We start from the raw sequence: 25,961 nt of genomic DNA on the forward strand, positions 1-25,961 counted from the left end.
TTAAAAATTCTGTGTGATGAGATTTTCATTAAAGTGTTCCTCTGGCACATCTTCATCAAATTGTATACTGTCCAGTTGAACTTTGATAGGTTTTATATATTCTAAATATCTTGCTTTTAATGAGTCTGAAATGGGTTTTGCTTCGGGGAGTTTTTGCTTGAACGGGTCTACCTGTCTTCCATTAACCCAAAACCGGTAACAAACGTGCGGACCACCCGTATTTCCTGTCATTCCAACCCATCCAATTACATCGCCTTGCTTAACAAATTGCCCTACTTTTACATTACGCTTCCTCATATGCAAATACTGAGTTTCATAAGTGGCATTATGTCTAATTTTAACATAATTACCGTTACCACCTCTGCGTTCAGATTTAGTAACCGTTCCGTTGGCGGTTGCCATAATAGGCGTGTCAATTGGAGCAGCAAAATCAGTACCTTTATGGGCTCTCACTTTGTAACCGTAAACCGCTATTCTTCTTCTTAAATTATAACGCGATGATATTCTGCTAAATTTAACGGGGGCTTTTAAAAAGGCACGACGCAAATTTTTGGCTTCATCGTTAAAGTAATCGATAATTCCTTTTACTGAATCTGTTTCAAATTGAAAGGCGTAAAACGGTTCGTTATTATGTTCAAAATAAGCTGCCTTCACATCATGAATACCGCCATAAATAGAATCATCTATATACTTATCAGTATAAATCACCTTAAATCTATCTCCTTTTTGAAGGCGTCTAAAATCAATGGTCCAGGCATAAATATCATCTGCCAATTTATTGGTAAGTACTGGACTAACACCTTTTTCATCCAATGTTACTGAAATACTATTGTCTATAACACCCGTAATCGTTTTTTCAACATAAGTAATAGGCTTTCTACTTTTAAAAGCATGGATAGAATCTTTAAAATTAATGACCACATATTCCTCCTTATTAGGTTGATAAATAAAAGATTCTGGCAACTCTAATGAATCTTTTGAGCATAAAATTGTATATGGTTTTCCTGCCTGAAAAAATCGAGCAATATTAAAAGTTTCTTTAGTTTTTTCAGCAATATGAAATATTTTAGGGTAGCCTATTTTATTTTGTTCTAAAATTTGCCCAAAACTCTCTCCTGTTTTTACGGTATCTCGCTTAACCACGTAATCATTCAACTTAAATCCAAACTCATAAATATCTTTAGGCGCTTCAACAACCGCTAACTCTTCATGTAAAACGTCTTCTTTTTTATCCTCCTTGCAAGCATTAAAAAGAAATCCTAAAGTAAATATTATTGTTATTAAATATTTGTTCCCCAATCTTCTATTTCTTTTGTTGTCCATAATTCTGGAAAAAATATCCTTTTTTGATACTTTGGGTGCATGTATTTAACCCATTCACTACCTCCTGTAGCTTCGGCTGTTTTACCACCAATATTTAAATAGTAATTTGCCGTATTATAATGCGCCATGACCCATTTAATATTAACAGTGTAATCATAATGACGCATAGCTTTAATAAGCGCTTTGTTTTGCTGTGCTTTTTTAGGTAAACCTTTAAATTTTGCCCAAAGATTATTTTTGTAATAAAATTTGGTAAATCTAATAAACTCTTCTTTATATCGTTCTTCAAATACTGTTAAAGTATAGCTCTTTTTTCCAGTTTTGTAGTCTTTACCTGCTGCTTGCCAATACAAATGTTCAAAAGCATTTTCATAAGATGAATTTCTATCAATGGTATCTCTAAACCTTTTGTCTATTAAATTAATTAATTCTGTTGAAGCAAACTCTATTTTTCTATACTGTGCGCTTTGAAATCCGCTGGCAGGTATCAACGTTTGTCTAAACTTATTATATTGCTCTATACTCATGCCATCTTTCATGATACTGAAAGAGGATGTCAATACATCAAAATAACGACTAATACGCATTATTTTATCTGTAAACGTCTCCGTTTCTACTTTTTGAGATTTTGCAAGTTGCTCAATTTCGGTAAGTATCATTTTGAACAAAAGCTCTGTAATTTGATGGTACATAATAAATACCATCTCATCTGGATAATTGGTTCTAGGTAATTGTAGGTTTAATAAGGCATCTGTCTGGATGTAATCCCAATATGTGATAGGTTTACTATACAACAAACCTTCTAGATGATCTTCTAAATCTTGGTCTATGTTGTTATATTTGTCTTTGAGTTGTTTGGTAATTTTAGAATCTAAACCCATTATCGTTTAACTACTATTTGAAAGGGGTGTTTCAGCCCCTTAAAAGCTTCTAAATCCGCTCTTAAAGAGCCCACAGCCAAATCTGCTTTGATGCGCAAAGGTACTTTATTTTTATCTTTGGTTACCCAAACTGTTAAACTTTCTTCCTCTTTAAACACGCGTCCTGCCAAAACATATGGTCTGAACATTAGGGTTTCTACATCACCAAAATCTGAGCTAATAATATCCTCTCCAAGGTATTCTAACTTAAACCTGTAGCTTTCTTTATCATAATACATATCTACTAAAACTTCATCACCAACCTTTAAAGTATCTATTTTAATATTATTGCGTAAATAATAAAAAGTAGATACCATATCATGTATGTTGGGTTTTATATTTACAACGGTTTTGGTTTTATTTTTTTTATCATTTATATGGGCTTTTTTATTGATATGATCAAAGTCAATTTCAAGGTCTTTGGTGTAACCTCCTTCATCAATATCTCTAATAAACTTGTAAGGTATGTTGGTTTGTTTGTCAAAATAACTTTCATATCGATCTTCTACTTTAAAAAACCATTTTATCATACCCGTTGTCCAGCCTTTTCCCTTTACATGATACACCTCTTTATTGTTCAATGTAGCATTTTTAACGGTAAGCGTTGCATTACCTGCTTTTAAAAAACCGCTGTAACTCATTTTAAATTTAAACCATTCTCCATCTTCAAATGCTTTTTCATCTTGAGAATAAGACACTTGTATAAAGCTTGTTGTTAGTAATAATATAAGTAGTATTTTATGCATTCTTTTTTTTGGGTTATGTAATTAACTTCTTCAATAAAATTTTATTGCTCTACTCAAGAAATTACAATTACTATTCCAAAAATATAAAAAAACTTCAGAGCACCTGTTTTTATTAGCACACACTTAACAATTATTTATAAAGTTCCTCGTTTGGCTTGTTCTCTTTCAATAGATTCAAACAAAGCCTTAAAATTACCAGCACCAAAACCTCTAGCCCCCATACGTTGTATTATTTCAAAAAATAACGTGGGTCTATCTTGAACTGGTTTTGTAAATATTTGAAGTAAATACCCCTCTTCATCGGCATCTATCATAATACCTAAATTTTGAAGTGTTTTAATATCTTCTTTCAACTGATGATCATGTGCCAACAAACGCTCTGGAACAGCTTCGTAATAAGTTTCTGGTGGTGTTGACAAAAATTCCACACCTCTAGAACGCATGCCCTTTACCGTTGAAATAATATCATCTGTAGCAACAGCAATATGTTGTACCCCGGCGCTTTCATAAAAGTCAAGATATTCTTCAATCTGTGACTTTTTTTTGCCTTCGGCAGGTTCATTTATTGGGAATTTTATACGCCCATTACCATTACTCATTACCTTACTCATTAAAGCAGAATATTCAGTGTGTATTTGCTTATCATCAAAGGATAAAAAGTTTTCAAAACCCATGACATCTTCATACCATTTTACCCACGTATTCATTTGCCCCCAACCAACATTTCCTACCATGTGATCTACATATTTTAATCCAAGCGGCTCAGGGTTATAGTCTGACTCCCACTTTTCGAATTTAGGCATAAACACACCATTGTAATTTTTGCGTTCTACAAACATATGGACCGTTTCACCGTAGGTATAAATTCCAGCACGCACTACCTGGCCATGTTCATCTGACTCTACAAAAGGCTCAAAATATGATTTGGCACCTCTACTTGTTGTTTCTTTATAAGCTTTTCTGGCGTCTTCTACCCAAAGGGCAATTACTTTTACGCCATCACCATGTTTAACAATATGTTCATTTATTGGGTTTTTAGAGTTTAATGGTGTGGTAAGCACTAGCCTTATTTTATCTTGTTTAAGAACATAGGAAACCGAGTCGTTACTTCCCGTCTCCAAACCTTTATAGGCATAAGACTGAAACCCAAATGCTGTTTTATAAAAATGAGCTGCTTGTTTTGCGTTACCAACGTAAAGTTCTACGTAATCTGTTCCTAAAAGTGGTAAAAAATCTTGCGCGCCTTCAAATATTTTTTCTAAACCGTAGTTTACTGATTTTATATCTTTACTCATAGTTTATAAGTTTTTCTGTTGATTCTTTTAGTGGTTTAGCCATTATTACTATTTAAAGTAGCCCCGATTGAGGTAGTTTGTGGAGCTCCTTAAAAATTTTATCCAGACAATGCATGATGTAGCATTTTTAAGAGCGACTACCGAAAACGGGAAGTAGCTTCTAATAAATTTATTCTAACCAAGATTTGTAATACCCCTCATCGGCAATTTTCATAGCCTCTTCTGTAACCATAAGTGGTTTGAATGTATCTACCATTACCGCCAATTCATCTGTTTTTACCTGCCCAATACTACGCTCTGTAGCTCCGGGATGTGGCCCATGTGGGATACCCGCAGGATGCAACGAGATATGCCCTGCTTCAATATCGTTACGGCTCATAAAATCGCCATCAACATAATACAAAACCTCATCAGAATCAATGTTACTGTGATTATATGGTGCCGGAATTGACTGCGGATGATAATCGTACAACCGTGGTACAAAACTACACACTACAAAAGCATCGGTCTCAAATGTTTGGTGTACTGGAGGCGGTTGATGCACACGTCCTGTAATGGGTTCAAAATCATGTATTGAAAAAGCGTACGGATAGTTGTAACCATCATATCCTACTACATCAAACGGATGTGAGGCATACACCATTTCTATAATGTCTCCTTGTTTTTTAACTTTGATAAGAAAATCTCCATTTTCATTATAAGTTTCCAACTCTTGTGGTTGCCTAATGTCACGCTCACAAAACGGTGAATACTCTAACAACTGCCCAAACCAATTACGATATCTTTTGGGTGTGTAAATAGGCCTGTGGGATTCTACAATAAAGAGTCTGTTATCTTGGGTATCAAAATCTATTTTATAAATAATTCCCCGTGGCACTAACAGATAATCTCCATATTTAAAATTGATATTCCCTAACATGGTGCGTAATCTCCCACTCCCTTTATGAATAAAAATTAATTCATCGGCATCGGTGTTTTTGTAGAAATAGTCTTTTGTAGATTGTTTTGGAGCTGCTAATACAATGGCACAATCACTATTTACCAAAACAGTTTTTCTACTTTCTAAATAATCATCTTCTGGCTTTACTTGAAACCCCTTAAACCGATAGGATTTAATATTATTTTTAAGAGCAATTTTTGGAGCTACACTATATTGCCTTTTAATTTCCTTAACCTGTGTTGGGCGCTGCTCATGATAGCTATTCGTTGACATACCGTCAAAACCAATAGTACCAAACAACTGCTCATAATACAAACTACCGTCTGATTTTCTAAACTGTGTATGTCTTTTAGGTGGAATATTTCCTAATTTATGATAAAATGGCATTTTTTCAAATTTAGATACTAGCCTGATAATATGACTAATAGAGTTGTATTAAAGATAATAAATTTAAAAGATTCCTGCGAATTCAGGAAAGATAAGAATGCCTGCTTATTCAGGATTTCTCTTGATAAGATAATGTAGAAACTGCAATAAGTCTTTAAACAAAAACTTCATAACAATACAAATATCGGTAAAATACGAAAAACTATTCTTAAGGTTTAGTTAAAACCAAAACCCTAAATTAACAAATAAGACGCCTTGGTTTCGTTCAGGTGAAAAGCTATACTTTACCTGAATTGGCCCTAAAAATGTATCAATAGCGTACCCAAGAGCATAGCCTCTATAATCGGGCAGGGTAAACCACTCGCCCGAATCAAAAATATCATCATCAACATTTGCCCAATTACCTTCTATAGTAAAGTGATGGTTTTTAAGCACCTCAAAATCTACACTTGCATAAGCTTTCACAAAACTATTACCAGTTATTGATATAAAATCATAACCTAAAAAGGGAATAAAATTGTTTATTAAATTATTTCCGTAACCTCCAAGAGCAAAATCTAAGGTTTGGGTAGATTTATCACCTAATTTAAAGCCTCCACTTGTTTGTAAATTAATGGCTAGTTTATCAGATACGCTAAAAGCATAACCCATATTAGCCTTTGCCAAAGTAAAAGGTTCAAACGTACTATTGAAATGAGATGCATAAAGATAGGTATGTACATCACCGTCAAAAAAAACTCCTTTTTTAGGAAAATATTTATCATCATAGGTATCTAAAGTAAGCCATCCAAAAGCACTGAAATAATCAGTGTTTTCAAAAATAAAATCTTCATCTTCATTATTGGTTGCCAAAGTTTCTGATGAAATTTCTAACCGCTTATGTTCTGCACCAGCACTAAACGCAAAGTCTTTTCTAAACAACGTTTGCAAATAAAACTGATTGGTTTGATCTTGTAATGCAACCTCAATTTTATTTAATCCTGTGGCATCTATTTCAGAATCATCTAATAACAATTGGGCGCTTATATTTTTGTAGAAATTGTTAAACCTAGACCGCACCCCCACACTCCAATAAAAACCCTTATCAATTAAATACTCAAAATTATAACGCACATTATCTCCTAGAACTACATCTAAAGAAGCAATATCACTATCAAATAACAGTCGTTTTTTTGTGATATTGACTAAAACACCACTTTTATATAAATCATCATAATGTACTCCAAACTTTAAAAATGTAGTTGTTTCTGTTTCTTTTAAATTAGCATAAAAATCAAAACCTTTTTTATTTTTTGAAGTCTTTAATTGATACTCAAACGAATCAAAATTATTTGTAGCTACTAAGCTATTAATACCCTTCATTAGCTCATTGTAGCTTATTTTTTCACCACCCTTAAGTTTTAATTTTCCCAAGACATAAGCTCTTGTATATTTTTCTAAACCTTTTATAGAAATTTGGTTAACAACAATACTATCCTGTTGATAGGGTCTTAATTTAAGGTGAGAAACACTAGCCTTTTTTGCTAACGTATTTAATTCTTTAAGTTTTTCTAAACCTGCTAGTTTTCCTAAATCTACTATTTCCTTGGCATCATCAAAAGACACTACATTATAGTCCTTAATGTTTGGTTTAATATAAATATCTGTTTTTTTAGACTTCACTTCCATATCCTTGATGGTTCTGAAGTTATTAATTTGGAGTAACACATCGGGAGCTGAAATTAATTCATCTCTATTCATAAGTCCGTCTTGCACATCAACACCTATAATAATATCCATTCCTTTGGCTCTTAGTTCATCTATTGGATAATTATTAACCACGCCGCCGTCAATGAGAATTTGACCGTTTAAATTTACTGGTTGAAACAAAGAGGGTAGTGCACCACTTGCCATAATACTCTGGGTAAGGTTGCCCTTTTCTAAAATAACTTGTTTACCAGTTTCCATGTTGGTAGCCACACAAAAAAATGGAATAGGCAGCTCACTAAAATTTTCTATTTCATTAACATGAAGTAATAATTTGAGTAAATAATTATAGGCATTTTGACCTTTTGAAAGTGCTGAAGGTAATTTTAATTTAAAATCATCAAAAGGTAATTTTAAGGCATATTTTTCATCATTATTACGTTCAAAAAAACCTTTTGAAGCTCGAGGTAAATTATCGATGATGATGTTATCAAAATCGGCATTCCTAAAAATAGAATCCAGTTGTTTTCCAGAATAGCCTGAGGCGTACAAGGCTCCAACAATAGCACCCATGCTCGTTCCTGCAACATAATCTACTTTTACGCCTAAACTATCAATAATCTTAAGTGTGCCAATGTGCGCCAACCCTTTAGCACCACCTCCACTTAATACCAAGCCCACTTTTTGGTTGTTACTTTGCAAAGAATCATTTTGCGCTTTCGCGGAAATGAAAACGAACAAAAAAAGGAATGATATGATGATTCTTTTTTTCAAATATTTAAGTCTTGGATAATATTTTATTCATGATAAAAATTATAAACCTTTTCAGCTCTGGAATTACCTATCAACACTTCCAATTCATCTAATTTAGCATTAGCCACCCGTTTAGCAGATTTAAAATGTTTTAACAACTCTACTACTGTTTTTTCTCCAATGCCCGGTATGGTCTCCAATTCTGTATTCAGCGCACTTTTACTACGCTTATTTCTGTGGTGCTCTATCCCAAAACGATGTGCCTCATTACGCAATTGCTGAATGATTTTTAAGGTTTCACTTTTCTTATCTAAATATAAGGGAATTGGATCATTTGGATAATATAATTCCTCTAAACGTTTTGCAATTCCTATGATAGCAATTTTACTTCGTAAGCCTAATAGGTCTAAACTTTTTAAGGCTGAAGACAATTGTCCTTTACCCCCATCAATTATAATAAGCTGTGGTAATGGTTGGTCTTCATCCAATAAACGTTTGTAACGCCTTAATACCACCTCTTCCATGGAGGCAAAATCATCAGGACCTTCCACGGTTTTAATATTAAAATGACGATAATCTTTTTTACTTGGTTTACCGTTTTTAAAGACTACGCAGGCTGCCACTGGGTTTGTTCCTTGAATATTTGAATTATCAAAACACTCAATATGTCTTGGTTCTTCGCTAAGTCTTAAATCGGCTTTCATTTGGGCCATAATACGGTTGGCATGCCTATCTGGATCTACAATCTTGTCTTGCTTAAAACGTTCCATTCTGTAATACTTCGCATTGCGAAGTGATAAATCTAAAATATGTTTTTTATCACCAAGCTTAGGAATGGTTACTTTAATATTATCCCCTAAGTCAACCTTAAAAGGCACATAAATTTCTTTAGAATTTGAATGAAACCTTTGTCTGATTTCGGTAATTGCTAACTCCAATAATTCCTTATCAGTTTCATCTAATTTCTTTTTAATTTCTAATGTATGTGATCTAATAATGGAGCCATATGATAATTGTAAAAAATTAACGTAACCATAGGTTTCATCACTCATAATAGAAAAAACATCTACATTACTAATTTTAGGGTTTACAATAGTAGACCGCGCTTGGTAGTTTTCTAAAACTTCAATTTTCTCCTTAATTTTTTGTGCCTCTTCAAACAACATGTCTTGAGCACACCGTTTCATTTGCTTTTTAAATTGATGTAAGGAGTCCTTAAAATTTCCTTTTAAAATTTGACGAATTGCCTTTATGTTTTCATTATATGCTTCTTCAGTTTCTTTGTCTTCACAAGCGCCTTTGCAATTACCCAAGTGGTATTCCAAACAGACCTTGTATTTACCAGCATTAATTTTTGCTTCTGTTAAATCATAATTACAAGTTCGTAAGGGATATAATCCTTTTATTAAATCCAACAAGGTATGTACTGTTTTGCCACTAGTATAAGGACCAAAATATTCACCTCCATTTTTAAAAACCCTTCGTGTTGAAAAAACCCTTGGAAAACGTTCATTTTTTATACAAATCCACGGATAGGATTTGTCATCTTTCAACATCACGTTGTAGCGTGGTTGATGTTTTTTTATTAGGTTATTTTCAAGCAACAAAGCATCTGTTTCGGTTTCAACTACAATGTGCTTTATTTTAGCAATCTTCTTTACAAGCACTCTGGTTTTTCCAAAATCATGTGTTTTTGTAAAATAAGAGCTAACCCGTTTTTTCAAGTTTTTGGCTTTACCAACATAAATAATAGTTCCTTCTTTATCAAAGTATTGATATACTCCAGGCTGATTAGGTAAGGTTTTTAACTGTATCTCTAAAGTAGGCACTTCCATTATCTCAAAGGTACTTATTAAATATTTTATGGTTAATTTTTGCTCAACTAAATATTTGCATCTACTAATTTACTACATTGCGCCACTTTTTAAAAAAGCTAATGAGTAAAACAATTATTGGTAGAATAGATAAGGTAGACTTCCCAAAATTAGAACTCTACGACATTGATGTTAAGATAGATACAGGAGCTTACACCTCTGCAATACACTGCTCTGAAATTATTGAAATTGACAATGCATTGCTTTGTATTTTTAATAGTGACGTACATCAAAACTTTGGCAAAACTGAGATGATTTTTGATTCTTATTCTTTGACTAATGTTAAAAGCAGTAACGGCTACAAGGAAAATAGATACAAAGTAAAATCTGAAGTTATATTTTTTGGGAAAACGTATAAGATTAACTTAACTTTAAGCACTAGAGACGATATGAAATTTCCTGTGTTAATTGGCAGGCAATTTTTAAGTAAAAAGTTTATAGTTGATGTAGATTTAGAAAACGTTTCGTATTACAAAAAAACACCATGAACATAGTTATTCTTTCAAGAAACGAACACCTTTATTCTACCGGAAGACTTATTGAGGAGGGCGAAAACAGAGGACATCAGGTTGAAGTCATAGACCCCTTAAAATGTGATCTTATCATTGAAAAGGAAAAACCTACCATTTACTACAAAGACCGCTATTTAGATTATGTTGATGCCATTATTCCAAGAATAGGAACTTCAGTAACTTTTTTTGGTTGCGCCGTGGTTCGCCAATTTGAAATGATGAATGTCTTTACCTCCGTTACCTCTGATGCCATTATACGATCAAGAGATAAATTACGCAGCTTCCAACGTTTGTCTAAAGCCGGTATTGGCATGCCAAAAACAGTTTTTACCAACTACTCTCGCGATATTGAAAAAGTGTTAGACCATGTTGGTGGTGCTCCAGTTATTATTAAGCTATTGGAAGGTACTCAAGGTTTAGGCGTGGTTTTAGCCGAGACTAAAAATGCTGCCGAATCTGTTTTAGAAGCATTTAACGGATTACAAGCAAGAGCTTTAGTTCAAGAATATATAGCCGAAGCCAAAGGTGCAGATTTAAGAGCTTTAGTAGTAGACGGACATGTAGTTGGCGCCATGAAACGTCAAGGAAAAGAGGGGGAATTCCGCTCTAACCTTCACAGAGGTGGTAGCGCAGAAATTATTAAACTAAACGAAACTGAAATAAAAGTGGCTATGAATGCCGCCAGAGCACTAAAATTACCCGTTTGTGGCGTAGATATGTTACAATCTGCTAGAGGACCATTGCTTTTAGAAGTAAACTCAACTCCCGGTTTAGAGGGTATAGAAAAAGCTACCGGAAAAAATATAGCTAGAAGCATTATAACCTATATTGAAAGAAACAGACGTTAATACATTTTGAAACCAATATATGGGGACTGAAAAACAAATCTTAGGTATTCTTAAAGAAACCATTGCTCTAGGAGAAAGTAAAGAGGTAAACTTTGATGTAGCCAACCTTCACACCTCAACGTCTGTAAATGTACCCGTAATTATTGAGCGTTCTAAAAAACCGGGGCCAACGGTTTTATTTACTGCTGGCATTCATGGTGATGAGGTTAATGGTGTAGAAATTGTGAGACAATTAATTGCCAAGGGTATTAATAAACCTAAACGTGGTACCATTATCTGTATACCTGTTATCAATATTTTTGGATTTATCAATTTGAGAAGAGAATTTCCTGATGGCAGGGATTTAAACCGTGTATTTCCTGGAAGCCCTAAAGGTTCTTTAGCCAGTAGAGTAGCTTATAAATTAGTAAACGAAGTAGTTCCTCATGTAGATTACATCATTGATTTCCATACTGGTGGCTCTGGACGCTTTAATGCCCCTCAAATACGTATTATTGATGGAGATATTGAACTTAAAAAATTAGCCAAAATTTTTGGAGCTCCCTTTGTTTTATATTCCAAAAACCTAAATAAGTCTTTTAGAAATACCTGCTATAAACTTAAAAAGCCATTAATACTTTTTGAAGGAGGCAAGTCATTTCATATTGACAATACGGTAACAAATTCTGGAGTAAACGGTTCTAAACGCATACTTAAGCATTTAGATATGCTAAACCCAAAGTTTAAAGCCTCCACCCCTCGAAAAGAATGTGTTTTCATTAAAGATAGTAAATGGGTGCGAGCTAAACTATCTGGCATGTTTAAAGCCCAGATTAAAATAAACTCAAAAGTTCAAAAAGGTGATTTATTAGGTAACATCACAGACCCTTATGGTAAACTAAATCACTTTGTAAAGGCTCAAAATTCTGGCTTCATCATTAATGTAAACGAAGCACCTATTGTGTATCAAGGTGATGCTCTTTTTCATATAAGTACCAAACTAAATGACAAAAGCTGAACTGCGAAGAAAATATAAGGCATTACGCAATAATTTATCATTAAATGATGTAGATGAACAGAGTATTCTTATTGCAAATCAGCTCTTAAAACTACCTATTTGGGAACATTCTTTTTATCATATTTTCCTTGCTATTGAAGTACAAAAAGAAGTAAATACAGAGTATATTTTAAGCATCTTATCTGGAAAAGACAAAAATATTGTGGTTTCTAAAAGTGATTTTGAAACCATGGAAATGACACACTTTTTATTAACCGACAATACTAAAATTAAAAATAACCATTATAACATTCCAGAACCAATTGATGGTATTGAAATTTCTAATAAAAAAATTGATGTAGTCTTTATTCCACTTTTAGCATTTGATAAACAAGGCAATCGCGTGGGCTATGGTAAAGGTTTTTATGACAAATTTTTAAGTAATTGCAAACCTACTACTCTAAAAATTGGACTCTCCTTTTTTGAAGCTGAAGAGCTTATTAGTGATATTTTTGAAAACGATATTGGGTTGGATTATTGTGTGACTCCAGAGAAGGTTTATGAGTATTAATTACAAATTTTCACATTAGCCTTTTTATGAATTTCTTCAATTTCAGAGGATATTTCTGCAAAAAGTGGAATATGCTTATTTTTGTTTTTTCGTTCAAAATCTCTAAGTATACTAATCATTTTAAAATAGTTTTCATAAACTAAATCCTCATCAAAATTTACTAATAACACCTCGTTACTCAAGAAAAGCTTTTCAATTTCAGGTAATTCACTAAAACTTAAAATCATTTTATCAATTTTAATTCCATGATTAGTAATTCTAATACAAGAAAAACGTCTATCAGCTAAAATCTCATCAATTATTTCCTGTTGGTCAGTATAAAGCCTTTCCATAAAATCCCATGCCCAATGCAAAGGAGGTGGAGGAGGTGTGAAAAAAAACATACTTTCCCCTGTTTTATTTTCAATTTGTTTTAGACTATCTCTGCGTCTTTCGATTTCTTGTTCTTCCTTTTTTGTTATTTTTTTCTCTATAAAGTTAACTCTGAAAAATGAAAAATGATTTTTGAAACGCACCCCCTTTAAAATATCCGTATCTTCGACACTGCCAGTTTTGTATAGGAGATTAAAGATACCCGACGAAGCTACTTCTGTTTTAACTCTATCAATTGTTAAATATTTAGCCCTCTTATCTCCATAAATAAAAACATGCACAAACGGAATATGTTCTTCAGGTATTTTATACTTAAAATACTGCAAAATCTTTCCTATTTGTCCTATTTCTACTAAATCGTTTTCTACAAAGACATTATTCTTTTTATCTATATAAACACTAAAAATAGGTGTAGTGTAATTTATTTTTATTTCATCAATCCCTTCAGGTAATTTTATTTTATCTATTTGGGCTTGAACAAAAAAGCAATTTAAAATTAACAATACACTAATACTTATTTTCATACTAAATCTATTTTTCTAAAATTAATAAGGTAAGTATCTTTTAAATATTTTTAATTATTAAAAGACTACTGTTACTTTTTTGCAAACGCCCTCTTATTAAACACGATAAGCATAATAAAACCCGTGCTTATAGCAACATCGGCTACATTAAAAATAGGTTCGAAAAAATTAAACCGTTTTCCGCCATAAAACGGAACCCAATTTGGTAAATCTATTTCAATTAAAGGAAAGTATAGCATATCTACTACCTTACCATGAAGTAAACTATCATACCCACCAGTATCTGGCATAAAAACAGCCACTTGCCCATAACTATCGTTAAAAAGTACTCCATAAAAAACAGAATCTATAATATTACCAAGCGCACCAGCAAAAATAAAGGCAATGGCCCATATAAGTACATTTGGTTTATGTTTTTTGGTAACATCATAAAGCCAATAGCCAATACCGCAAATAGCAACCATTCTAAAAACGGTTAAAGCTACTTTGGCAGTTCTTTCATCTATAAAGGGAATAAAATCACTAATTTTCGTGCCCCAAGCCATACCATCATTTTCAATAAAGAAAATTTTAAACCAACTAAAAACCTCAACACTTTCCTGGAGTTCAAAATGTGTTTTTATATATATTTTGCTTATTTGGTCAATTAGCAAAATAACTACGACTAGTATGATAGTTTTTTTTAACGACATGGTTTAATGTAGTATCCTAAAAATATTCCTAACCTCAATAACCAATCAAATTAGGGTTTTAAGAAACAAAAAAAGCGTCTTTCATTAAATAATGATGACGCTTCTGTATTATTCATGAGCCCTCTTTTCAAAGGGATTAACTATTTTTGCATGTTTTTGGCTTCAATACTTAAGGTAGCATGAGGCACTAACTCTAAACGCTTTTTATTAATTAACTTACCAGTAACTCTACAAATACCGTAAGTCTTGTTTTCTATTCTAATTAAAGCATTCTTAAGATCGCGAATAAACTTTTCTTGACGGATGGCTAATTGAGAATTAGATTCTTTACTCATTACTTCACTACCTTCATCAAAAGCTTTGAACGTAGGCGATGTATCATCTGTACCGTTGTTATGGTCATTCATATAGGCACTTTTTATAAGTTCTAAATCATGTTGCGCCTTATCAATTTTTTCTTGAATCAACTTTCTAAATTCTGCTAACTCCGCATCTGAATATCTTGCACTTGTTGCTCCCATAGTTTTAGTGTTTTTGGATAAACAATTTGGTATTTATATCGTCAAAAGCAATATCTATACCCTTATCTAAATTCTCAATTATTTCAAGCCCTTCTGCTAACGTTTCCGTTTTAATATAAGCCATATTTGAATCTATAGCATGTACTATATTTTCGTCTTTTTGAAGTTTAACATCAATTCTGTCTGTAACTTCAAACCCTGAATCCTTACGTAAATTTTGAATACGGTTGATAAGTTCTCTCGCAATTCCCTCACTTCGCAATTCCTCAGAAATGGTAACATCTAGGGCGACTGTTAATACACCTTCATTGGCAACTAACCAGCCTTCTATGTCCTGCGATGTAATTTCTACATCTGCAAGCCCTAAAGTAATATTTTTTCCGTTAATGTCAACCCCAATTTCACCAGTTTGTTCAATTTTTTTTATATCCTCTGCATTAAACTGTTTAACAGCATTTGCAATGAGCTTCATATCTTTTCCAAATCTTGGACCCAATGCCTTAAAATTCGGTTTTATTTGTTTTACCAAAATATCGGAAGCATCCTCTAAAATCTCAACTTCCTTTACGTTTACTTCGTGCTTTATCAAGTCTGAAACCGCTAGAATCTCTCCTTTTTGTTGTTTACTATCAATAGGAATCATTATTTTTTGAAGCGGTTGGCGCACCTTAATCTTTTCCTTTGCCCTTAAGGATAATACTAAAGATGATATGGTTTGCGCACTTTCCATTTTGCGCTCTAAAGCCTTATCTACGAAACTTTCATCATAAACCGGAAAATTGGCTAAATGCACACTTTCAAAAGGTTCCTTTTTGGTTACTAAATTTAAATCTTGATACAGTTTATCCATGTAAAATGGTGCAATTGGCGCTCCCAATTTTGCAATGTTAACCATGCAAGTGTACAAGGTTTGGTATGCCGAAATTTTATCAGTTTGATAATCACCTTTCCAAAAACGCCTTCTACTTAAACGTACAAACCAGTTACTTAAGTAATCTTGAGTAAAATCTGAAATAGCTCTCGCTGCTTTTGTGGGTTCGTAATCAGCATAATATGCATCTACTTTCTTTATAAGGGTATGTAATTCAGAAAGAATCCAACGGTCTAATTCTGGTCTTTCTGCCAATGGGATGTCAGCTTCAGCATAACTAAAGGCATCTAAATTGGTATATAAGCTAAAGAAAGAGTACGTATTGTAGAGTGTTCCGAAGAACTTGCGCTTCACCTCCTCAACACCTTCTAAATCAAATTTTAGGTTATCCCACGGATTAGCGTTAGAAATCATATACCAACGTGTAGCATCGGCTCCATAATTCCCCAAAGTTTCAAAAGGGTCTACCGCATTTCCTAAACGTTTCGACATTTTTTGTCCGCTCTTGTCTAGAACCAATCCGTTAGACACCACATTTTTGTATGACACAGAATCAAACACCATAGTACCTATAGCGTGTAAGGTATAGAACCACCCACGCGTTTGATCAACACCTTCTGCAATAAAGTTAGCTGGATAGGTTGTCCCTTCATCAATTAACTTGGCATTTTCAAACGGGTAATGCCATTGGGCATAAGGCATTGAGCCCGAATCAAACCAAACATCAATTAAATCGCTTTCGCGATTCATTGGTTTTCCTGAAGGCGACACTAACGTAATTTGATCTACAATATTTTTATGCAAATCTATTTTAGCATAATTTTCATCACTCATGTTACCAATTTCAAAATCGGCAAAGATATCGGCTTCTAAAACACCTGCCTCTATGGCTTTTTGTATTTCCACTTTTAGTTCTTCAACAGAACCAATGCACAGTGCTTCTTTACCATCTTCAGTTCTCCAAATTGGCAACGGGATACCCCAATAACGTGAACGTGATAAGTTCCAATCGTTAGCATTAGCTAACCAGTTTCCAAAACGCCCTGTTCCAGTAGCTTTTGGTTTCCAGTTTATGGTTTCATTTAGTTCAAACATTCGGTCTTTAACGTCTGTAACTTTTATAAACCAAGAATCTAACGGATAGTATAAAATAGGTTTATCGGTTCGCCAACAGTTAGGGTAACTGTGTTTGTATTTTTCAACCTTAAAGGCTTTATTTTCTTCTTTTAGTTTAATAGCAATTTCAACATCAACAGAACGTTCTGGCGCTTCACCATCATCATAATATTCGTTCTTCACGTATTTGCCGGCTAACTCCTTCATTTCAGGACGAAAACGTCCTTGTAAGTCTACCAATGGCACCAGATTGCCGTTTTCATCTTTCACCAACATAGGAGGTACTTCAGGAGTTGCTTGTTTTGCTACTAAGGCATCATCGGCACCAAAAGTTGGCGCAGTATGTACAATACCGGTACCGTCTTCGGTAGTTACAAAATCTCCCGAAATTACTCTAAAGGCATTTTCAGGGTTGTCATTAGGTAAGGCGTATGGAAGAAGTTGTTCATAACTGATTCCAACTAAATCGGTACCTTTAAATTCTTTTACAATGTAAAAAGGAATTTTTTTGTCACCAGCATTATAATTTAACAATTCAGTTTGTTCTTCAACCTGAGTAAACTTACCTGCAAATTGTTTAGCCAATAAAGGTTTACCTAGAACAACTTTTGTGGGTTCAAAAGTATATTGATTATACGTTTCAACTAATACATAATCAATTTTAGGACCTACCGTTAAAGCCGTGTTGCTTGGTAATGTCCAGGGGGTTGTGGTCCAAGCTAAAAAATGAATGTCGCCTTCATTTTGTAAAAAATCTGGCAAAGATTCAGTATTCGCTTTAAACTGCGCTACAACGGTAGTATCGGTCACATCTTGATAGGTTCCTGGTTGATTTAACTCATGCGAACTTAAACCAGTTCCTGCTTTAGGTGAATAGGGCTGTATGGTATAGCCTTTATAAAGCAAATTCTTATCATAAATCTGCTTTAGTAGCCACCAAACACTTTCCATGTATTTAGGCTCATAGGTAATGTAGGGATCATCCATATCAACCCAGTACCCCATTTTTTCAGTTAAATCATTCCAAACTCCAGTATAACGCATCACAGCTTTTCTACAAGCTGCGTTATAATCTTCAACCGAAATAGTTTTACCTATATCCTCTTTAGTAATGCCTAATTCTTTTTCAACTCCAAGCTCTATGGGTAACCCATGTGTATCCCAACCCGCTTTACGTTTTACTTGATAACCCTTTTGAGTTTTATAACGGCAAAAAATATCTTTAATGGCACGAGCCATTACATGATGAATACCAGGTAATCCATTAGCCGAAGGCGGACCTTCAAAAAACACAAAAGATTCTTGTCCTTCTCTAGAACTTATACTCTTTTCAAAAATGTTATTTTCTTGCCAATAGTTTAGAATTTCTTCTGCCACCTTTGGCAAGTCAAGTCCTTTATATTCAGGAAATTTCACACTCATTTACGCTTAAATCTTATAAGGTTGCGAATTTAAGGAATTTTGATAAAACGAAGTATTGATTTAAAGCAATTTAAACGATAAATTCTACCAAATCCTCTATTTTGGAAATCAATTGAATTTTAATGGAAGTGCTTTTAAGTGAAATTTTGTTATGTTTAGATACAAAAATGGCAGAAAACCCTAATTTTTCAGCCTCTAGAATGCGTTGTTCTACACGCTGAACCGGCCTGATTTCACCAGACAAGCCAACCTCAGCAGCAAAACAAAAATCCTGTTGTATAGCTACATCTTCATTCGATGATAAAATAGCAGCAATTACTGCTAAGTCTATAGCAGGATCATCAACAGTAATACCTCCTGTTATGTTTAAAAATACATCTTTAGCACCTAGTCTAAAACCTGCTCTTTTTTCTAAAACAGCCAAAAGCATATTTAAGCGTTTTGCATTAAACCCAGTTGCAGAACGTTGCGGCGTTCCATAAACAGCTGTACTCACCAAAGCCTGAACTTCAATCATTAACGGGCGCATACCCTCCAAAGTAGCTGCAATAGCGTTGCCCGATAATTCTTCATCTTTTTTAGAAATTAGTATTTCTGATGGATTTGATACCTCTCTTAAACCAGACCCTTGCATTTCATAAATTCCCAATTCATTGGTAGACCCGAAGCGATTCTTGTTAGCTCTTAAAATTCTGAATACATGATTTCGGTCTCCTTCAAATTGTAGCACAGTATCTACCATGTGTTCTAAAATTTTAGGGCCTGCAATATTGCCATCTTTTGTAATATGCCCAATTAGAATGACAGGGATTGAAGTTTCTTTGGCGAACTTAATAAGTTCTGTAGTACATTCCTTTATTTGTGAAATACTACCTGAAGATGAATCTATGTAATCACTATGAAGTGTTTGAATGGAATCTATAACAACAATTTCTGGTTCTAAAACTTCAATTTGCTTGAAAATATTTTGGGTTTTGGTTTCTGTTAAAATGTAACAATTATTGTTGTTAGGATTTATGCGTTCTGCCCTCATTTTTATTTGTTTCTGGCTTTCTTCTCCCGAAACGTATAAAACTTTATACGGAAGCTTTAAAGACACTTGAAGCAACAAGGTGCTTTTACCAATTCCAGGCTCTCCACCTAATAACGTTAAAGACCCCAGAACAATGCCACCACCCAACACTCTATTAAACTCAGAATCTAAAGTATTTAATCTTGCGTCTTTAGAGAGATCAATCTCATTTATTTTAAGTGGTTTTGAAACACGTTTTGCAGATGAAGTTGGTATTTTCCAATCACTTTTTTCTGGTTTTTGAATAACCTCTTCTGCAATAGTATTCCATGCTTTACAAGCATTACATTGCCCTTGCCATTTAGCATATTGCGCCCCACAGTTCTGACAGAAAAATGTTGTTTTTACCTTAGCCATTTAATAACCAAAATCTGCTTTTATTAAATCTGCTTTTTCTAACATTAAATCTTTTGTTAAACCTGCAATTTCATCTAGTATATAAGCCGATTGGTAAGTCCGCATAGCCCTTTTAGGCTCACCAGTTTCTTCATAAAATCTTGCCAAATAATAATTACCTAACATGGTTTTTGGATAGTGCTTTCTAGCCATCTTTCCCAAAGCTTCATAGTACTCATATTCTTCATTCTTTTCAATGGCTGCTGCAATCGCTTTAAAATCGTTCACAAGTATTTGCTTATCTAATGCAAACAAATCTAGTATAGTTTGATATTTCTCTACCAAATAATCAACAGGTGAAGTTTCTAATTTTAATATGGTCTCTTTATATTCTTGCTTACTTATTGGTTGAAAAACTTTAAAAATACTTTCTAAAGCACCAGGTATGGCATGAGCGGGCACAGAATAATGTGATGGCCTTTCAAAACTATTAAAGATGTATTGTAATTTTTCATTTTCTATTAATGAAACATCTTTATTTAATGCCTGTGACATCTGTTTAATTGATTTTGAGTCGTTATTAGTATATGCCAAATAGTAAAACGTTTTAGATTGCAATTTACCAAGTCGTTCTGGAACATAATCTATTATATCTGGAGCGAGCTCAGGACTAATTGAAATATAACCCTGAAACAGTGGATTTGACTTTAACAAAAAATAATTAATAAAGTTTGCCGTTTCACCATGCCCAACAACTACCTTAAAATTAGTTATCCTATAATTGCGTTCTAAATAAGGTACAAGCTCCATACCTACAAACTCAAAAAAAGCAGCTCCTGTTTCAATTGGCAATGAATTCTGTTCAGAATACATACAGTCATCATAACGTTTACCAAGTTGATTTATACCAACCACAATAGCTTCTGGCATATCCTCCCAATAGGAATAATAATCTACATTACCTGCAACAACTTCAAACATATAATCACCGTCAAAGACTACAAATAATGGATATACTTTTTCTTGACTAGAATCATATCCCCTAGGCAATTGAATTTTTATTTGACGCTCTTCTCCTAATCTTGAAGATTGAAAAGTTTCATATTTAACTTGAGAAGTTGTGAAATTTACAGTAAAAAAAAATAATACAACAAGTAATTGTTTCATTTTGGCAGAATGATTTGAGATTTATTAAACGGCAAGTTAAGAAATTAACCAACAGGTTAAAAACACTGTTTTTAATTTATAAGTGTTTATTTCCTTTTTATCCTATTGTAAATTGGTAAATAAACTAACGATAGGCCTCCAAAAATAATAATTAAAAGGGTTTGAGATGCCCACATAATCCAACCAAAAGCTCTACTGGGGTCTTCAGGAATATTAAATAGTAAAAAAGCCAACACAATAGCTTCTGGGTACGACCCCACACCTCCGTTAGTTGCAGCTATACTGAAACTAGCAGCTATAAAACCAATTAATACTGCTGCAAAAGGAATTTGACTAGTTTGCTCCAATGAAAAAGAGGTTACATAAAACATAAGCACATACATAGCCCAAATAAATAGGGTATGGAATATGTATGCCCATTTTTTCTTCATTTTAAAAATACTTAACGCGCCCTCAATTAATCCATTAACAAATGTCTTAATTCTTATAGCAAATCTTAAAGTACTTTTTTTTATAAACCTTATAAAGAAGAAGATTAAAATAACGAATCCTGATAAAACAATAACAATTTTAATAGGATTGAATTTTTCAACTAAAAAGCCATAAATAAAATCAAATTGCAGAAAAAGTGTAACAGTTATAATACCAAGCATAACTATCATATCAGCAACTCGTTCTGCCACTATAGAACCTAGACCTTTTTCAAAAGGCACGTCTTCATAATTAGTTATAATAGATGCTCTGGCCACTTCTCCAGCTCTTGGAATAGTATAATTAATTAAATAAGCCGCAAAAACAGCCATAATACTATTACCAAGTTTAATGTTATAACCCATTGGTTCTAATTGAAAACGCCAACGATATGCTCTTGATAAATGACTTAATAGCCCAAAGAAAACACCCAGACCTATCCAAGAGTAGTCTGCTTTCTTAAAATATGAAACAAGCTCTTCAATTGAAATCCTAGAAAGTGAATACCAGACCAAAAAAACTCCCAGTAATAATGGGAGTGCAATTTTTAGTATTCGTTTTATTTTAGGTTTCAATATTTACTTTAATAAGTTAGTGGCTTCGTCTGGAAACACTAATGAAGGCTTAAACACTTTAGCTTCTTCTATATGCATAATAGCATACGTAATGAGAATTAAAGTATCACCTACAGAAACTTTTCTGGCAGCAGCACCGTTTAGTGTTATCTCCCCACTGTTACGTGGACCAGGAATACAATAGGTTTCTAAGCGCTCACCATTGTCATTATTTACAATCTGAACTTTTTCACCTTGTATAATGTTAGCAGCCTCCATTAAATCTTCATCTATGGTAATACTGCCTATATAGTTAAGGTCTGCACCTGTGCATTTAACCCTATGAATTTTAGATTTTACTACTTGAATTTGCATGCTGCAAAGATAATTAATTTAATACGATATTATCAATCAATCTAATATCGTCAGCATAAGCAGCTATAAACGCTCGATACGCCTTTTTTTTAGATTTTCGTTTTATAGGTTTTAAAGTTTCTGTATCGGCAATAATGAAATATTCTAACTCTAATAAATCGTGCTTAGAAAACTGATATTCAACCCATTCTGTAACTTTATTAGCACTTTTTGTGCCAAAAAGCTTTTTAGCTCCTTTTAATGTTTTATAGATAAAAGGCGAAGCTTCTAAATATTCTGGTTTTAATCTCGTATTTCGTGAGCTCATAGCTAACCCAGATGTTTCCCTGTAAATAGGACAACCTACTATATTCACAGGAATATGATGCTTTTCAACCAATTTTTTAATTATCTGTAATTGCTGAAAATCTTTTTCACCAAAGTAAGCATTGTTTGGTGTGATTATTTCAAAAAGACGTTTTACAATGGTGCCAACACCATCAAAATGTCCATGTCTAAATCTTCCCTCCATTTCAAATTCCAGTCCATCAAAATCAAACGTTTCTGAAACTGGATTACCTTCGTATACATCATCAACAGTAGGTGCGTACACCATGATGTTATCTTTTGAAAGTGTGCTAAGTAACGCCACATCTTTTTCTAAAGTCCTAGGGTATTTTTCTAAATCGGTACTATTATCAAACTGGGTAGGGTTTACAAAAATACTAACAACAGCGCAATTGTTATTCTCTAAAGCCCTTTCTACCAAGGCTAAATGCCCTTTATGTAGAGCCCCCATAGTAGGCACCAAACCAATTAATTGTTTTTGGGCTCTAAGCGCTGCAATAGCTTCTATGATTTGTTGTTTTTCTGAGTAAACTTGCACTTTTTAATAAAAAATTAACGCCTGCAAACTTAAGATTTTACAGTCAATTTGCATAAATTTTTGTACTTTTGCGTGTTTTTTATTTTGAATTAATGACTTTGAGACTTGTTTGAAAACGAGCTTTTCAAAATTTCTCTTAAAAATAGAAATCGTTAATCGCTAGTTAAAAAGGCTTTTAAAAGCCCTCAAAAACAAACATATGAAAGATAAGAGGATATTGTATGTATCATCTGAAGTAGTGCCTTATTTACCTGAAACAGAAATTTCATCCATGTCATTCGAAGCTCCAAGACTTGTTAACCAACAAGGTGGACAAATTCGTATTTTTATGCCTAGATATGGAAACATCAATGAGCGCAGACATCAATTACATGAAGTTATCAGACTTTCTGGAATTAATTTAGTAATTAACGATTTAGACATGCCTTTAATAATTAAAGTGGCATCAATACCAAAAGAGCGTATTCAAGTGTATTTTATTGATAACGACGAATATTTTAAAAGAAAGGCAACATTAACAGATGAAGATGGCGAATTATTCTCTGACAATGATGAGCGTGCTATCTTTTTTGCAAAGGGTGTGATAGAAACTGTAAAAAAATTAAACTGGTCTCCAGATGTAATCCATGTTCATGGTTGGTTAGCCTCTTTGCTTCCAGTCTATTTAAAAGAATACTACAAAGACGAACCTCTTTTTACTGATAGCAAAATAGTAACTTCGGTCTACAACCAAAGTTTTAACAATACTTTAAATAAAGACTTGGTTAATAAGATTAAATTTGACAGCATTGACGATGATGCTATCAAAGTGCTTGAAAATCCATCATACAATAATTTAATGAAAGTTGCTATTGATTATTCTGATGCCATCATAATAGGTTCTGAGAATATTCCTGAAGACTTAAACGCATACGCTAAAGCATCTAACAAACCTATTCTAGAATATGTTAGTAGAGATGAATTTGGCGAAGCTTATACTACATTCTTTAATGAAAACGTTTTAAGTTAAGTTTTACTTCTTTATAAATGTTAATGAAGTAAGTCTATCAAAACACTTGTGTTAAGAATACATATCCCAGATGAAAAAGAAAATAAAAGTCCTTAAAGTACCTGCCATAATTCTACTCTTTGTTACATCCTTTATTGCTTGTGATAAAGAGTTCTATGTTTTAGACAGTGATGTACTGGGTAAAGACAATGCTAATTTTGATACAGATGAAAACACGCTTCCTATTCTCTCGTTCAATAAGAAATTAGACTCCGTTCAAATTAATAATTTACCCTCTAATCTATTAGGCTTTTATGAGGATCCTGAGTTTGGAGCAACTACAGCAAGTGTTATAACACAGATATTACCAACTTCTTTCAATCCAGATTTTGGAGAAGAGCCCATAATAGACTCTGTAGTTTTAAGTATCCCTTATTTTAGTAGAGTAATTGGTGTTGATGAGATTACGGGTAACTCTAGATATTCCATAAGTGATTCTTTGTACGGAAATGAAAACGCTCAAATAAAACTATCTATATATCAAAACGAATATTTTTTAAGAGATTTTAACCCAGACAACTTAGGGGAACAGCAAAACTATTTTTCATATGCCGGCAGTGGTACAACAGATAATTTTGCAAGAACCGATAACAGCATAATCAATTTTGACAACTTTAAAGGTGCTTTAATAAAAGATATCTCTTTCACCCCTAGCAGTGAGGCTATTGAACTTTGGGAAATCTCAGGCACAGATACAACTAAATCAATAACACCTCCAGCACTCAGGATTATGTTAGATCCGCTTTTTTGGAAAACAACCATTATTGACAAACAAGGGAGTGCAGACTTAAGTAATGCTAACAACTTTAAGAACTACTTTAGAGGACTTTACTTTAAAGCAGAAAATATTGGTGGTGATGGTAATATGGCTCTTCTAAATTTTGGATCGTCTGATGCTCAAATTACTATTTACTATACTAGAAAGAGTGGTGATAGTAGAATAAAAGCTTCATATGCTTTTAACTTTAATGGCAAAAGGCTTAACACCTTTATTAATAATTTCAATTACCCCATACCTGAAGGAGACAGAACCAATGGTGATGAAAAACTTTACCTTAAAGGCGTTGAAGGTGGCATGGCTACAGTGGATTTGTTTCATGGCCTTGTTGAATATACAGATGACAACAATAATACTTCTAATATACCAGCTTTAGAAGCTTTTAAAAAGACTTTTAGAGCTTTAGACAACGAAGGTAATTACATAGTTAATAATTCTACAGGAGATTTTGTTTTAAAAAAACTTATCAATCAAGCACACTTAATAGTCTATGAGGATGAGACCATTAACACAGGGGTAAATGACAGTATACATAAATACGACAGAATTTACGCTTATGACCTTGAGAACAATACACCAACTTTTGATTATTTTGTTGACCCTACTGAAAATACTGGAAACCCAAACAGGTCTAAAGTTATTAACTTGGGATTAAGACAAAAAGATGACGAAGGTAACTACAGATACAAAATTAGAATTACAGAACATTTAAATAATATTTTACTAAAAGATTCTACAAACACTAAAATAGGTTTAGTATTATCCAATAATGTAAATATTACCAGTAATTCAGAAATATTACAAAGTGAAGACGTTGTAACCCAAATTCCCGCTGCTAGTGTCATTGCTCCCAGAGGAACCATTGTTCACGGAACCAATAGCTCAGATCCGGACAAACAAATGAAGTTAAAGTTATTTTTTACAGACCCTAAATAAGTTAATAAAA

The 25,961-nt window shown here is 33.4% G+C and carries 22 protein-coding genes; 6 read left to right on the forward strand and 16 right to left on the reverse strand.

Going from position 1 to position 25,961, the window contains the following annotated elements; genetic code table 11:
* The 7 genes from E1J38_RS10035 to uvrC form a co-directional block, all read right to left on the reverse strand.
* Positions 1–1,323 carry a peptidoglycan DD-metalloendopeptidase family protein gene (locus E1J38_RS10035; protein ID WP_133356417.1) on the reverse strand — a complete coding sequence of 441 codons (1,323 nt, stop codon included), beginning with the start codon at positions 1,321–1,323 and terminating at the stop codon, positions 1–3.
* On the reverse strand, positions 1,281–2,204 hold the full coding sequence (locus tag E1J38_RS10040; RefSeq protein WP_133356418.1) for a tryptophan 2,3-dioxygenase family protein: 924 nt from the start codon (positions 2,202–2,204) through the stop codon (positions 1,281–1,283). The genes E1J38_RS10035 and E1J38_RS10040 overlap by 43 nt, the downstream gene beginning before the upstream one ends.
* Positions 2,204–2,989, reverse strand: a complete 786-nt coding sequence (locus tag E1J38_RS10045; protein ID WP_133356419.1) for a DUF3108 domain-containing protein — start codon at positions 2,987–2,989, stop codon at positions 2,204–2,206. The genes E1J38_RS10040 and E1J38_RS10045 overlap by 1 nt, the downstream gene beginning before the upstream one ends.
* 134 nt (positions 2,990–3,123) lie before the next feature.
* Positions 3,124–4,284, reverse strand: a complete 1,161-nt coding sequence (gene hppD, locus E1J38_RS10050) for a 4-hydroxyphenylpyruvate dioxygenase (RefSeq protein WP_133356420.1) — start codon at positions 4,282–4,284, stop codon at positions 3,124–3,126.
* A 169-nt stretch (positions 4,285–4,453) separates the two neighbouring features.
* Positions 4,454–5,611: a homogentisate 1,2-dioxygenase gene (locus E1J38_RS10055; RefSeq protein ID WP_133356421.1), complete on the reverse strand. Its 1,158-nt coding sequence runs from the start codon at positions 5,609–5,611 to the stop codon at positions 4,454–4,456.
* Between the two features lie 219 nt (positions 5,612–5,830).
* The gene (locus E1J38_RS10060) at positions 5,831–7,999 is read right to left on the reverse strand and encodes a patatin-like phospholipase family protein (protein WP_255449859.1); all 2,169 of its coding nucleotides are present in this window, start codon (positions 7,997–7,999) and stop codon (positions 5,831–5,833) included.
* 95 nt (positions 8,000–8,094) lie between these two features.
* Complete coding sequence (gene uvrC / locus E1J38_RS10065; protein ID WP_133356422.1) at positions 8,095–9,885, reverse strand: excinuclease ABC subunit UvrC; 1,791 nt, start codon at positions 9,883–9,885, stop codon at positions 8,095–8,097.
* 101 nt (positions 9,886–9,986) lie between these two features.
* Here uvrC and E1J38_RS10070 point away from each other — a divergent pair, with 101 nt between their 5' ends.
* From E1J38_RS10070 to E1J38_RS10085, 4 genes are read left to right on the forward strand one after another with little or no spacing between them, the layout of a single operon-like run.
* Positions 9,987–10,412, forward strand: coding sequence for an ATP-dependent zinc protease family protein (locus E1J38_RS10070; RefSeq protein WP_133356423.1), 426 nt, complete (start codon positions 9,987–9,989; stop codon positions 10,410–10,412).
* The gene (rimK, locus tag E1J38_RS10075) at positions 10,409–11,284 is read left to right on the forward strand and encodes a 30S ribosomal protein S6--L-glutamate ligase (protein WP_133356424.1); all 876 of its coding nucleotides are present in this window, start codon (positions 10,409–10,411) and stop codon (positions 11,282–11,284) included. Before E1J38_RS10070 ends, rimK begins: the two co-directional genes overlap by 4 nt.
* Positions 11,285–11,303: 19 nt before the next feature.
* Positions 11,304–12,281, forward strand: a complete 978-nt coding sequence (locus E1J38_RS10080) for a succinylglutamate desuccinylase/aspartoacylase family protein (RefSeq protein ID WP_133356425.1) — start codon at positions 11,304–11,306, stop codon at positions 12,279–12,281.
* Positions 12,268–12,831, forward strand: a complete 564-nt coding sequence (locus tag E1J38_RS10085; protein WP_133356426.1) for a 5-formyltetrahydrofolate cyclo-ligase — start codon at positions 12,268–12,270, stop codon at positions 12,829–12,831. Before E1J38_RS10080 ends, E1J38_RS10085 begins: the two co-directional genes overlap by 14 nt.
* Here the strand turns inward: E1J38_RS10085 and E1J38_RS10090 are convergent.
* The 9 genes from E1J38_RS10090 to panC all read right to left on the reverse strand — a co-directional run bounded on the left by E1J38_RS10090 (position 12,828) and on the right by panC (position 23,189).
* Complete coding sequence (locus E1J38_RS10090; RefSeq protein WP_133356427.1) at positions 12,828–13,727, reverse strand: ExbD/TolR family protein; 900 nt, start codon at positions 13,725–13,727, stop codon at positions 12,828–12,830. The genes E1J38_RS10085 and E1J38_RS10090 overlap by 4 nt on opposite strands.
* A 71-nt stretch (positions 13,728–13,798) precedes the next feature.
* Complete coding sequence (locus E1J38_RS10095) at positions 13,799–14,419, reverse strand: lipoprotein signal peptidase (RefSeq protein WP_133356428.1); 621 nt, start codon at positions 14,417–14,419, stop codon at positions 13,799–13,801.
* Between the two features lie 140 nt (positions 14,420–14,559).
* Positions 14,560–14,940: a TraR/DksA family transcriptional regulator gene (locus tag E1J38_RS10100; protein WP_133356429.1), complete on the reverse strand. Its 381-nt coding sequence runs from the start codon at positions 14,938–14,940 to the stop codon at positions 14,560–14,562.
* 4 nt (positions 14,941–14,944) lie between these two features.
* The gene (gene ileS, locus E1J38_RS10105; RefSeq protein WP_133356430.1) at positions 14,945–18,349 is read right to left on the reverse strand and encodes an isoleucine--tRNA ligase; all 3,405 of its coding nucleotides are present in this window, start codon (positions 18,347–18,349) and stop codon (positions 14,945–14,947) included.
* 70 nt (positions 18,350–18,419) lie between these two features.
* Positions 18,420–19,778: a DNA repair protein RadA gene (radA, locus tag E1J38_RS10110; RefSeq protein ID WP_133356431.1), complete on the reverse strand. Its 1,359-nt coding sequence runs from the start codon at positions 19,776–19,778 to the stop codon at positions 18,420–18,422.
* Entirely contained in the window at positions 19,779–20,924 is a 1,146-nt protein-coding gene (locus E1J38_RS10115; protein WP_133356432.1) for an alpha/beta hydrolase, read from the reverse strand.
* Positions 20,925–21,010: 86 nt separating this feature from the next.
* Positions 21,011–21,970: a lysylphosphatidylglycerol synthase transmembrane domain-containing protein gene (locus E1J38_RS10120; protein ID WP_133356433.1), complete on the reverse strand. Its 960-nt coding sequence runs from the start codon at positions 21,968–21,970 to the stop codon at positions 21,011–21,013.
* Positions 21,971–21,973: 3 nt separating this feature from the next.
* The gene (gene panD, locus E1J38_RS10125; protein WP_133356434.1) at positions 21,974–22,324 is read right to left on the reverse strand and encodes an aspartate 1-decarboxylase; all 351 of its coding nucleotides are present in this window, start codon (positions 22,322–22,324) and stop codon (positions 21,974–21,976) included.
* 13 nt (positions 22,325–22,337) lie between these two features.
* Positions 22,338–23,189 carry a pantoate--beta-alanine ligase gene (gene panC, locus E1J38_RS10130; protein ID WP_133356435.1) on the reverse strand — a complete coding sequence of 284 codons (852 nt, stop codon included), beginning with the start codon at positions 23,187–23,189 and terminating at the stop codon, positions 22,338–22,340.
* A gap of 199 nt (positions 23,190–23,388) precedes the next feature.
* On the opposite strand from panC, the gene E1J38_RS10135 reads away from it, so the two are divergent.
* Positions 23,389–24,198, forward strand: a complete 810-nt coding sequence (locus E1J38_RS10135) for a glycogen/starch synthase (RefSeq protein ID WP_133356436.1) — start codon at positions 23,389–23,391, stop codon at positions 24,196–24,198.
* A gap of 70 nt (positions 24,199–24,268) precedes the next feature.
* The gene (bamH, locus tag E1J38_RS10140; protein WP_133356437.1) at positions 24,269–25,951 is read left to right on the forward strand and encodes a BamH family beta-barrel-assembly machinery protein; all 1,683 of its coding nucleotides are present in this window, start codon (positions 24,269–24,271) and stop codon (positions 25,949–25,951) included.
* The last annotated feature ends 10 nt before the right edge of the window (positions 25,952–25,961 follow it).

The organism is Seonamhaeicola sediminis (assembly GCF_004358095.2).
In the GTDB taxonomy this organism is placed as follows: Bacteria; Bacteroidota; Bacteroidia; order Flavobacteriales; family Flavobacteriaceae; genus Seonamhaeicola; species Seonamhaeicola sediminis.

Coding starts and splice junctions, on each gene's coding strand:
- E1J38_RS10045 (WP_133356419.1), bottom strand. CDS start 2,989: ATGCATAAAATACTACTTATATTATTACTAACAACAAGCTTTATACAA.
- E1J38_RS10095 (WP_133356428.1), bottom strand. CDS start 14,419: ATGTCGTTAAAAAAAACTATCATACTAGTCGTAGTTATTTTGCTAATT.
- E1J38_RS10035 (WP_133356417.1), bottom strand. CDS start 1,323: ATGGACAACAAAAGAAATAGAAGATTGGGGAACAAATATTTAATAACA.
- E1J38_RS10080 (WP_133356425.1), top strand. CDS start 11,304: ATGGGGACTGAAAAACAAATCTTAGGTATTCTTAAAGAAACCATTGCT.
- E1J38_RS10115 (WP_133356432.1), bottom strand. CDS start 20,924: ATGAAACAATTACTTGTTGTATTATTTTTTTTTACTGTAAATTTCACA.
- ileS (WP_133356430.1), bottom strand. CDS start 18,349: ATGAGTGTGAAATTTCCTGAATATAAAGGACTTGACTTGCCAAAGGTG.
- rimK (WP_133356424.1), top strand. CDS start 10,409: ATGAACATAGTTATTCTTTCAAGAAACGAACACCTTTATTCTACCGGA.
- E1J38_RS10070 (WP_133356423.1), top strand. CDS start 9,987: ATGAGTAAAACAATTATTGGTAGAATAGATAAGGTAGACTTCCCAAAA.
- uvrC (WP_133356422.1), bottom strand. CDS start 9,885: ATGGAAGTGCCTACTTTAGAGATACAGTTAAAAACCTTACCTAATCAG.
- radA (WP_133356431.1), bottom strand. CDS start 19,778: ATGGCTAAGGTAAAAACAACATTTTTCTGTCAGAACTGTGGGGCGCAA.
- E1J38_RS10135 (WP_133356436.1), top strand. CDS start 23,389: ATGAAAGATAAGAGGATATTGTATGTATCATCTGAAGTAGTGCCTTAT.
- E1J38_RS10100 (WP_133356429.1), bottom strand. CDS start 14,940: ATGGGAGCAACAAGTGCAAGATATTCAGATGCGGAGTTAGCAGAATTT.
- bamH (WP_133356437.1), top strand. CDS start 24,269: ATGAAAAAGAAAATAAAAGTCCTTAAAGTACCTGCCATAATTCTACTC.
- E1J38_RS10090 (WP_133356427.1), bottom strand. CDS start 13,727: ATGAAAATAAGTATTAGTGTATTGTTAATTTTAAATTGCTTTTTTGTT.
- E1J38_RS10040 (WP_133356418.1), bottom strand. CDS start 2,204: ATGGGTTTAGATTCTAAAATTACCAAACAACTCAAAGACAAATATAAC.
- panD (WP_133356434.1), bottom strand. CDS start 22,324: ATGCAAATTCAAGTAGTAAAATCTAAAATTCATAGGGTTAAATGCACA.
- hppD (WP_133356420.1), bottom strand. CDS start 4,284: ATGAGTAAAGATATAAAATCAGTAAACTACGGTTTAGAAAAAATATTT.
- E1J38_RS10085 (WP_133356426.1), top strand. CDS start 12,268: ATGACAAAAGCTGAACTGCGAAGAAAATATAAGGCATTACGCAATAAT.
- E1J38_RS10055 (WP_133356421.1), bottom strand. CDS start 5,611: ATGCCATTTTATCATAAATTAGGAAATATTCCACCTAAAAGACATACA.